The organism is Halorubrum sp. JWXQ-INN 858 (assembly GCF_009806985.1).
Lineage (GTDB): Archaea > Halobacteriota > Halobacteria > Halobacteriales > Haloferacaceae > Halorubrum.
Genome location: NZ_WUAX01000005.1, coordinates 139,277 through 147,362 on the forward strand (window position 1 = coordinate 139,277; position 8,086 = coordinate 147,362).

Sequence of the window (8,086 nt, forward strand, 5' to 3'; positions counted from 1 at the left end):
CCGGTGTCGGTGGGTTCGCTCGCCGCCGCATCAGAGCCAGAGGTCGAGGTCGGTGACGGGGTCGTGTTCGCGCTCTAACGGCTCGTCGAACGCGCGGAGGTGACACTCGCCGGCCCACACGGTCGCCGAGTCGAGGTGTCCCGCGAGCGCCTGCCCGCTCGGGCGCGACAACACCGCGTGCGTGTGTGCGAACACGTCGCCGTCGAGCAGCGACACGTTGCCGACGCAGGCGGCGACCTCCAGCGGCTCGTCGAACGTGACGGACTGATACTCCGTGTCGTCCTGGTCGTAGAACCAGACGTCGGCGTCCTGAACGGCCCCCAACGCCGTGAACCAGCCCGCCTCGACGTCCTCCTCGCGGGCGAGGTCCTCGATCTCTTCGCGCCAGTCGGCCCCGGTCTCGAATCGTGCGACGTACTCCGCCGTCGGCTCGACCTCGCGGTAGTGCATAGGAACCGCTCACGGTCCATGGGGGCAAAAAGCCTTCAGTCGGGGCACGACGAGCGCCGTTTGCATATTCTATATCGCACCATGGAGTTTATAACTGGCCGAACGGTAGGGCTCTCGATTCGTCTATTTGGGGGCCGACACGCCGTTAAAAGCCCGTTACTGCCGCTCAGGGTCTCGAAGCGTGTGTGACGGGGCGTGGTCGCCGATCCGTCGTCGGTCGGTTACGACCGGCCGGTTAGAAGGGGGCCTGTGGGCCTTCGTCGTCCTCGCCGTCGCCGCTCGTCTCGCCGGGGAACGACGGGGTCGTTCCGCCGGTGCCGCCGAGGTCGCCGTCCGCGCCCGCACCCATGCCGGTGTCGGCGTGGACGCTCTTGATCTCCGGGATCTCCTTTACCATCCGGGACTTGATCGCCTGGATCGTCATCGGGGAGATCCCACAGCCCGAGCAGGCACCGCCGAGCTGGACGTGGACCTCGCCGGTTTCGCGGTCGAGGTGGCTGATCGCGGCGCTGCCGCCGTGCATCTGGATCTGCGGGAAGTTGCGCCGCAGGAAGTTCGTGATCCGCTCGCGGAGGTCGTTGTCCGCGTCGCTCGTTTCCGTGCTCATGCGTCGTGATTGGCGGTCGTCGGGCTTAGGTGTTTGGTTCTCGGGGGTTCACCGACGCTCCATATCCGCGTCGAAACACGGGAGCCCCCCTCCAGTCACGATCGAGCGTCGCCGAACCACGCCAAGCGGTCGACGAGCGTCGCCGAACCACCTTGAGCCGCCGTGACGGCCGCTACTTCGGTCGATCGACGCCGAGCGTTCGGTGGATCTCCGCCTCAAGCCGATCGACGTACGTCTCCATGACCTCCTCGAACGTCTCGTCGTCGACGATGACGCCCTGGAGCCGTTCACGGGGGTTCTCGGGCAGCTCGACGTGGAACTCGCCGTCCTCGTAGAACGGCTCGGACTCGTTGAGCACGGTCTGGTCGATGCCGTGGATCAGCTGGGAGTCGTAGCGCTCGTTCATGTAGTTGAACGCGTTCTTGTACGCGCGCTGGAGCTCCTGGAAGTAGTGGACGTACTTGTCCTCGAACCGCTCCGGATCGAACTCGTCGGTCATACCGTTCCCTCGTGGATGGCCACGAAAAAGCCGGTCGATCCTTGCGACCCCTCGAAACGGCAGCGTTCCTCCGACCACGGCCCGTCGAGCCGCCGTGCCGAGGGAAGTCTCCGACGATCATCCCCCACTCCCCATCGAGTACACTTATCCCCCACTTCCCACCGAATACACTTTACTTCGCTATACGAAACCACCCCATCGTCTCGAAACCCCGTCCACGATCGGTACCGTCGTCGGGGGTCGCCGCCGAGCCCCGCTACCGGCCGCCGCCGAGCCCCGCCACCGGTCACGGTCGAGACGGCAGTCGCTCGGCGACGTGAGACGAGAAACGGTGTAGGCGGGGCGTTTCGCGGACTTCGTGCCGCTTCGGCTCAGCGGTTCAGCGTGTGGATCGCCTGTCCTTGGGCGTTCTCGACGGCCTCCATGACCGCTTCGGCGAGCGTGGGGTGGGTGTGGACCGTCCCCGCGACGTCCTCGAGGGTCGCGCCCATCTCGATCGCGAGCGTCACCTCCGCGATCAGTTCGGACGCCTCCGGGCCGACGATCTGCCCGCCCAACACGAAGCCGGCCTCCGCGTCGGCGACGATCCGCACGAACCCGTCGGTGTGGCCCGTGGTGAGCGCGCGCCCGGAGGCGTTGAAGGGCATCTGGCCGACGGCGACGTCGAAGCCGGCCTCCTCGGCTTCCGCCTCCGTCAGCCCGGCCGTCGCGACCTCCGGGTCGGTGAAGACGGCGGCGGGGATCGCCTGCTGGTCGAGCGCGGCGGGCTCGCCCGCGATCACCTCAGCCGCGACGATCCCTTCCGTTGACGCGGCGTGGGCAAGCATCGGCTCGCCGGCGACGTCGCCGACGGCGTGGATATGCTCGACCGCCGTTCGGGTCCGGTCGTCGGTCTCGATGAACCCGCCGTCGTCCGTCTCGATCCCGGCGTTGTCGAGGTCCAGCGCGTCCGTCACCGGACTGCGGCCCACCGCGACCAGGATCCGGTCCGCCGGGTACGACGACTCCTCGCCGTCCTCGGTCTCCGTCTCGAGGAGGTAGCCGCCGTCGTTCGCCTCGGACCACCCGCTCGCGCCCTCGCCGAAGCGGAACTCGACCCCGAGCTCCTCGGCGCGCTTGCGGACGACCCGGCTCACGTCGTCCTCGTACGGCGGGAGGACGTCGTCGAGCATCTCGACGACCGTCACCTCCGCGTCGAGCTTCGCGTAGACGGTCGCGAGCTCCATTCCGATGTAGCCCGCGCCGACGATCGCCAGCCGGTCCGGCACCGAGTCGGCGGCGAGCGCCTCGGTCGAGGACCAGACGTGCTCCTCGGCGAACGAGAAGCCGGGGATCTCGACCGGTCGCGACCCCGTCGCGACGATGGCGTGCTCGAACTCGATCGACTCCGACCCCTGTCCGTCGCCGCCGTGGGCGACGCGTGCGGTGTGGGCGTCGACGAACGACGCCTCCCCCTCGATCAGGTTGACGCCGTTCGCCTTACAGAGCTTCTCGACGCCCCCGGTGAGCCGGTCGACCACGTCGTCCTTCCACTCGACGGTCTTCGCGAAATCGATCGCGGGGTCCGCGTGGATCCCCATGAACTCGGCGGTGCCCGCTTCGTGGGCGAGCCCCGTCGCCGTGATGAGCGCCTTCGAGGGGATACAGCCCCGATTCAGGCAGGCCCCGCCGTAGGCGTCCTTCTCGACGAGCGTCGTGTCCAGCCCGTTCTGTGCGGCGCGGATGGCGGCGACGTAGCCGCCCGGTCCGCCGCCGATAACCAGTACCTCCGTTCCGGTTGCGATGTCTCCAACGACCATGTTATTCGTTCAACAGCAGCAGCGGGTTTTCAAGGTGTTCCATGACGGTGTTCGCGAACGCCGCGGCGACCGCGCCGTCGACGACGCGATGGTCGATCGACAGCGACAGCGGGAGCGTCGGGGCGGGGACGACGGTCGTCTCGTCCTCCTCGTCGAGGACGCCGCCGTCGACGTCCGAGCGGTCCCGCACGACCGGGCGCTCCTCGATGGCCCCGAGCCCCAGGATGGCGGTTTCGGGGTAGTTGATGATCGGCGTCGCGTACTCGCCGCCGATCGCGCCGAAGTTGGTGATCGTGAACGTGCCGCCTTTCATCTCGGCCGGGGTGATCTCCCGCTCCCGGGCGCGGCTCGCGAGGTCGGTCAGCTCCGCGGCGAGCTCGAACAACCCCTTCTCGTCGACGTCGTCGATCACGGGCACCATCAGCCCGGCGTCGGTCGCCACCGCGATGCCGACGTTGTACTCCTTTTTCAAGGCGATCTCCTCCTCGTCCTCGCGCAGCTCGCTGTTGAGGTACGGATGGGCTTTGAGCCCCGCGACGACCGCCTTCAGCACGAACGGCATGTACGTGAGCTTCACGCCGGCCGCCTCGGCCTTCGCTTTGAGCTCCTCGCGGGCCGTCACGAGGGCGTCGACCTCGGCGGTGTCGTGGTGGGTGACGTGGGGGGCGGTGTACACCGACCGCTCCATCCGCTCGCCGATCGTCCGCCGGACGCCGCGGTATGGGACGGTTTCCTCCGTCGGGCGGTCCTCCCCCGCGTCGGGCTCCGACGACGCGGCGGCCGGGCTCGTCGCCGTCGTCGGCTCCGCGCCGGCCTCGGCATCGGCATCGGCCTCGGCGTACGCTCGGACGGCGGCCGCGTCGACGACCGCCTCCCCCTCACGGGTCGCGTCCGTCGGCACGTCGTCGAGGTCGACGCCGAGCTCGGCGGCGAGTTTCCGGGTCGCCGGCGTCGCCAGCGTCGTCTCCCGGCCCGCCGGCTCGCTCGTCGGCGTTCCGGAGCCCTCGGCGGCTCCCGCCGTCGTTCCGTCGCGTTTGCTGACCGCGGAGCGCCGGTCGCTCGCGTCGATGTCGACCGGTTTCGGCCCGTCTGCCGTGCCCGCGCCGGCTTCGTCCTCTGTGCCGGTATCGGCGTCGGCGGCGTCGGCGTGTTCCCTGACGTCGGCCTCGGTGACCCGGCCGCCAGGACCGCTCCCACGGACCGCCGCGACGTCGACGCCGAGCTCGCGTGCCAGTCGACGGGCCGACGGCGGGGCGAACGCGCGCCCTGCCGGTGCGTCGGGCTCCTTCGGGGGGCTTTCGGCCTCGGGATCGGGATCGCCCTCCTCGCCGTCGTCTCCCTCTCTGCCTTCGTCTTCCTCTCTGCCTTCGTCTCCGTCCCCGTCCTCGTCGACCCGGAACGAGATGATGACGTCGCCGACGGGGACGACCTCGCCCTCCTCGACGAACAGCTCCTCGACGACGCCGTCGTACCGCGACGGCACCTCGACGAGCGCCTTGTCGGTCTCGACCTCGGCGACGGGCTGGTCCTCCGTGACCCGGTCGCCGGGGGCGACGAGCCAGGTGACCAGCTCGCCCTCCGCGACGCCTTCGCCGACGTCGGGCAGCGTGAACTCCTTGATCGTCATGGGTTGAACTCCACCGCCTCCCTGATACCCTCTTCGACGCGCGTCACGTTGGGGAGGTAGTAGTCCTCCAGCGCGTACAGCGGGTACGGCACGTCGAACCCGGTCACGCGAGTGATCGGCGCTTCCTGGTACAACAGCGCCTCCTCCTGGATGATCGCCGTGATCTCTCCCGCCAGCCCGCCCGTCTTCGGGGCCTCGTGGACGACCGTCGCGCGGCCGGTCCGCTCGAACGCGTCGACGATCGCCTCGCGGTCGAGCGGCGAGACCGTCCGGAGGTCGACGACCTCACACTCGATACCCTCCTCGGCGAGGTTCTCGGCGGCCTCCAGCGTCGGACGCGTCATCGCGCCGTAGGTGAAGACGGCGACGTCGTCGCCCTCGCGTCGGGTCGCCGCCTCCCCGATCGGGACGGTGTACGCCTCCGTGGGAACGTCCTCGCGGAACGCGCGATAGATCAGTTTGGGTTCGAGGAACACCACCGGATCGGGGTCGCGGATCGCGGCGATCAACAGCCCCTTCGTGTCGTGTGGCGTCGACGGCATGACGACCTTCAGGCCCGCCTCGTGCGCATAGAAGGCCTCCTTCGACTCCGAGTGGTGCTCCGGCGCGCGGATGCCGCCGCCGTACGGGGCCCGCAGGGTCATCGGAAGCGTGAACCGTCCCCGGGTCCGGGTGCGGAACCGAGCCATGTGGGAGACGATCTGGTCGAATCCGGGGTACATAAAGCCCGAGAACTGGATCTCCGGCACCGGTTTCATCCCCATCGCGGCCATGCCGACGGCGCAGCCGACGATCCCCGACTCCGCCAGCGGGGTGTCGACGACGCGGTCGCCGCCGAACTCGTCGAACAGCCCCTCGGTCGCCCGGAAGACGCCGCCGTTCTTGCCGACGTCCTGCCCGAGCACGACGACCTCGTCGTCGCGACCCATCTCGGTGTATAGTCCGTCCCGTACCGCCTGTACCAGCGTCAGGTTCTGTGTCTCCGTCATTTACTCCTCCAGGAAGGCCGCGTCGCCGTGTTCCTCGCGGGTCGCCGCGAACGATTCGTACTGCGCCCTCAGCTCCGGCGGCAGCTCCGCGTACGCGTGCTCGAAGAGGTCCCGGGGCCCCGGTCGGGGGACGGACTCCGCCTCGTCGATGGCGTCGGCGACCTGCGTTTTCACCCCCGCTTCGATCTCCGCGACGCGCTCGTCGTCGAGGACCCCCTCCGCTCGGAGATATCGTTCCAGTCGCGGGATCGGGTCCTTGCGTTTCCACGTCTCGACCTCGCCCTCGTCCCGGTAGACGGTGGGATCGTCGGCGGTCGTATGCGCGCCGAAGCGGTACTGGATCGCCTCGATCAGGGTCGGGCGGGGCCGATCCGCGTCCGGGTCCCGTGCCTTCTCGACGGCCGCCTTCGTGACCGCGTACACGGCGAGCGGGTCCATCCCGTCCACCTGCACGCCGTCGATCCCGTACGCCTCCGCCTTCTGTGCGAGCGTCGCGCTCCGGGTCTGTCGCTCGCGGGGGACGGAGATCGCCCACTGGTTGTTGTTACAGAAGAAGACGGTCGGGGTGTCGAAGACGCCCGCGAAGTTGACCCCCTCGTGGAAGTCGCCCTCGCTCGTCGCGCCGTCGCCGAAGTAACAGACGAACGCGTCGTCCTCGCCGCGCAGCGTCGACGCCCACGCCGCGCCGGTCGCGTGGGGGACCTGCGAGGCGATGGGCACCGCGACGGGGAAGACGTTGGCGTCGTCGGGCGCGCGGTTGCCGTCGACGTGGCCCATCCAGTACAGCAGCGTCTGTTTCAGCGGGACCCCGCGAACGAGCGCGGCCCCGTGCTCCCGGTAGGAGGGAACGATCCAGTCGTCGTCGCCCAGCGCGAACGCGGACCCGATCTGGGCCCCCTCCTGACCGGAGAGCGGGGGGTACGTCCCCATCCGACCCTGTCGCTGGAGGCTGACCGCTCGCCCGTCGAAGTGGCGGGCGAGCTTCATGTATCGGTACAGCTCGACGAGCTCGTCGTCGACGAGGTCCGGGACCTCGCCGACGACCGTGCCGTCCTCGTCGAGGACGCGGACCGGGTCGTCGTACGCCCTATCGAACACGTTCACGATCGGATCCACCCGTGCATGCACGAACAGTCCGACGCCCTGATAATAGGGTTTTCGTAAATAGTTTATTATACTCAGAAATCTTGCCGGACAGGCCTGGACTGTCCATCAGGAATGCGGAGGATCGAACGTTCTTAAAGCGATCCACGGGGTAGTGGCAAAATTTTCGGAACGATCGACGATCCACCGGCAAGTACTGGACGAACGGGAAGGTTTGCCGTCGAAGCGACAGTCGATTCTCGGTCAAAGCGACAGTCGATTCTCGGTCAAAGCGACAGTCGGTTCCCAGTCGGATCGACAGTCGGCTCTCGACCGGACCAACAGGTCACCTCTTCGGGGATCGGACGTCGCTCAGAGCGGTGGATCGAGCGTCGAGACGGGCTCGCTCCGGTGATCTGCCCCGTCAGCCGAGGCGGAAGGAGGGCTCGTCGGGTTCGCCGTCGAGGTCTTCGAGCTGGATGACGTCGTCGTCGTCGCCGTCCTCGAGCCGCTCGCGGAGGTAGTTGACGTAGCGTTTGTGCTCCTCCAGCTGTTCGCGGAGGTGGTCGGCCTCGAGCTCCAGCCGCTCGTGTTCGCGGACGAAGCTCTTCGGGACCTCGATCTTCGGGGGGAACGACTCGCTGCCCTCGCCCATGCTCTCGAGTTCGGCCTCGGGGACGACGCGGACCTGTCCGTCGTGGGCAACGAGCGTGTCCACGTAGTCCCGGAACACCGCCGACAGCGAGATGTCCCGCTCCTCGGCGATGTCGCGGAGGGTCTCGAAGGCGTCCTCGTTGACGCGGAACGAGATCGTCTTGTTCTTGTTGCCCATTGTCGGTCCGATCGTGTCCCGGACTACTTAACGGTTTGTCAGACGGTCTCGAGTCCGGTGTTCGGGACGGACCGTCGATCCTTCGGATCGGCCGTCGAGTCGGTGGTTTGACCGCCTCAGTTCGTTTAAAGGGGCGATCGCCTCAGTTCGTTTAAAGGGGCGATCGCCTCAGTTCGTTTAAAGGGGCGATCGCCTCAGTT

8 protein-coding genes are annotated in these 8,086 nt (G+C 68.1%); all 8 read right to left on the reverse strand.

The window, feature by feature from the left end; all coding sequences use genetic code 11:
* Positions 1 to 30: 30 nt before the first annotated feature.
* On the reverse strand, positions 31 to 450 hold the full coding sequence (locus tag GRS48_RS01990) for a PPC domain-containing DNA-binding protein (RefSeq protein ID WP_159483252.1): 420 nt from the start codon (positions 448 to 450) through the stop codon (positions 31 to 33).
* Between the two features lie 235 nt (positions 451 to 685).
* Positions 686 to 1,057 carry a NifU family protein gene (locus tag GRS48_RS01995; RefSeq protein ID WP_159483253.1) on the reverse strand — a complete coding sequence of 124 codons (372 nt, stop codon included), beginning with the start codon at positions 1,055 to 1,057 and terminating at the stop codon, positions 686 to 688.
* A 172-nt stretch (positions 1,058 to 1,229) separates the two neighbouring features.
* A complete protein-coding gene (locus GRS48_RS02000) occupies positions 1,230 to 1,556 on the reverse strand; it encodes a DUF5783 family protein (RefSeq protein WP_159483254.1) in 327 nt (108 codons plus the stop codon).
* A 371-nt stretch (positions 1,557 to 1,927) separates the two neighbouring features.
* A complete protein-coding gene (gene lpdA / locus GRS48_RS02005) occupies positions 1,928 to 3,355 on the reverse strand; it encodes a dihydrolipoyl dehydrogenase (RefSeq protein ID WP_159483255.1) in 1,428 nt (475 codons plus the stop codon).
* Between the two features lies 1 nt (position 3,356).
* Complete coding sequence (locus GRS48_RS02010; RefSeq protein ID WP_159483256.1) at positions 3,357 to 4,982, reverse strand: 2-oxo acid dehydrogenase subunit E2; 1,626 nt, start codon at positions 4,980 to 4,982, stop codon at positions 3,357 to 3,359.
* On the reverse strand, positions 4,979 to 5,971 hold the full coding sequence (locus GRS48_RS02015) for an alpha-ketoacid dehydrogenase subunit beta (protein ID WP_159483257.1): 993 nt from the start codon (positions 5,969 to 5,971) through the stop codon (positions 4,979 to 4,981). The genes GRS48_RS02010 and GRS48_RS02015 overlap by 4 nt, the downstream gene beginning before the upstream one ends.
* The gene (pdhA, locus tag GRS48_RS02020; RefSeq protein WP_321168244.1) at positions 5,972 to 7,075 is read right to left on the reverse strand and encodes a pyruvate dehydrogenase (acetyl-transferring) E1 component subunit alpha; all 1,104 of its coding nucleotides are present in this window, start codon (positions 7,073 to 7,075) and stop codon (positions 5,972 to 5,974) included. It lies immediately after the preceding gene.
* A gap of 403 nt (positions 7,076 to 7,478) precedes the next feature.
* The gene (locus GRS48_RS02025; RefSeq protein ID WP_159483258.1) at positions 7,479 to 7,886 is read right to left on the reverse strand and encodes a CopG family transcriptional regulator; all 408 of its coding nucleotides are present in this window, start codon (positions 7,884 to 7,886) and stop codon (positions 7,479 to 7,481) included.
* Between the last annotated feature and the right edge of the window lie 200 nt (positions 7,887 to 8,086).

Bases quoted from the DNA above. Each gene is read 5' to 3' on its own strand.
- GRS48_RS01990 (WP_159483252.1), bottom strand. From the start codon at position 450: ATGCACTACCGCGAGGTCGAGCCGACGGCGGAGTACGTCGCACGATTC.
- GRS48_RS01995 (WP_159483253.1), bottom strand. From the start codon at position 1,057: ATGAGCACGGAAACGAGCGACGCGGACAACGACCTCCGCGAGCGGATC.
- GRS48_RS02000 (WP_159483254.1), bottom strand. From the start codon at position 1,556: ATGACCGACGAGTTCGATCCGGAGCGGTTCGAGGACAAGTACGTCCAC.
- lpdA (WP_159483255.1), bottom strand. From the start codon at position 3,355: ATGGTCGTTGGAGACATCGCAACCGGAACGGAGGTACTGGTTATCGGC.
- GRS48_RS02010 (WP_159483256.1), bottom strand. From the start codon at position 4,982: ATGACGATCAAGGAGTTCACGCTGCCCGACGTCGGCGAAGGCGTCGCG.
- GRS48_RS02015 (WP_159483257.1), bottom strand. From the start codon at position 5,971: ATGACGGAGACACAGAACCTGACGCTGGTACAGGCGGTACGGGACGGA.
- GRS48_RS02025 (WP_159483258.1), bottom strand. From the start codon at position 7,886: ATGGGCAACAAGAACAAGACGATCTCGTTCCGCGTCAACGAGGACGCC.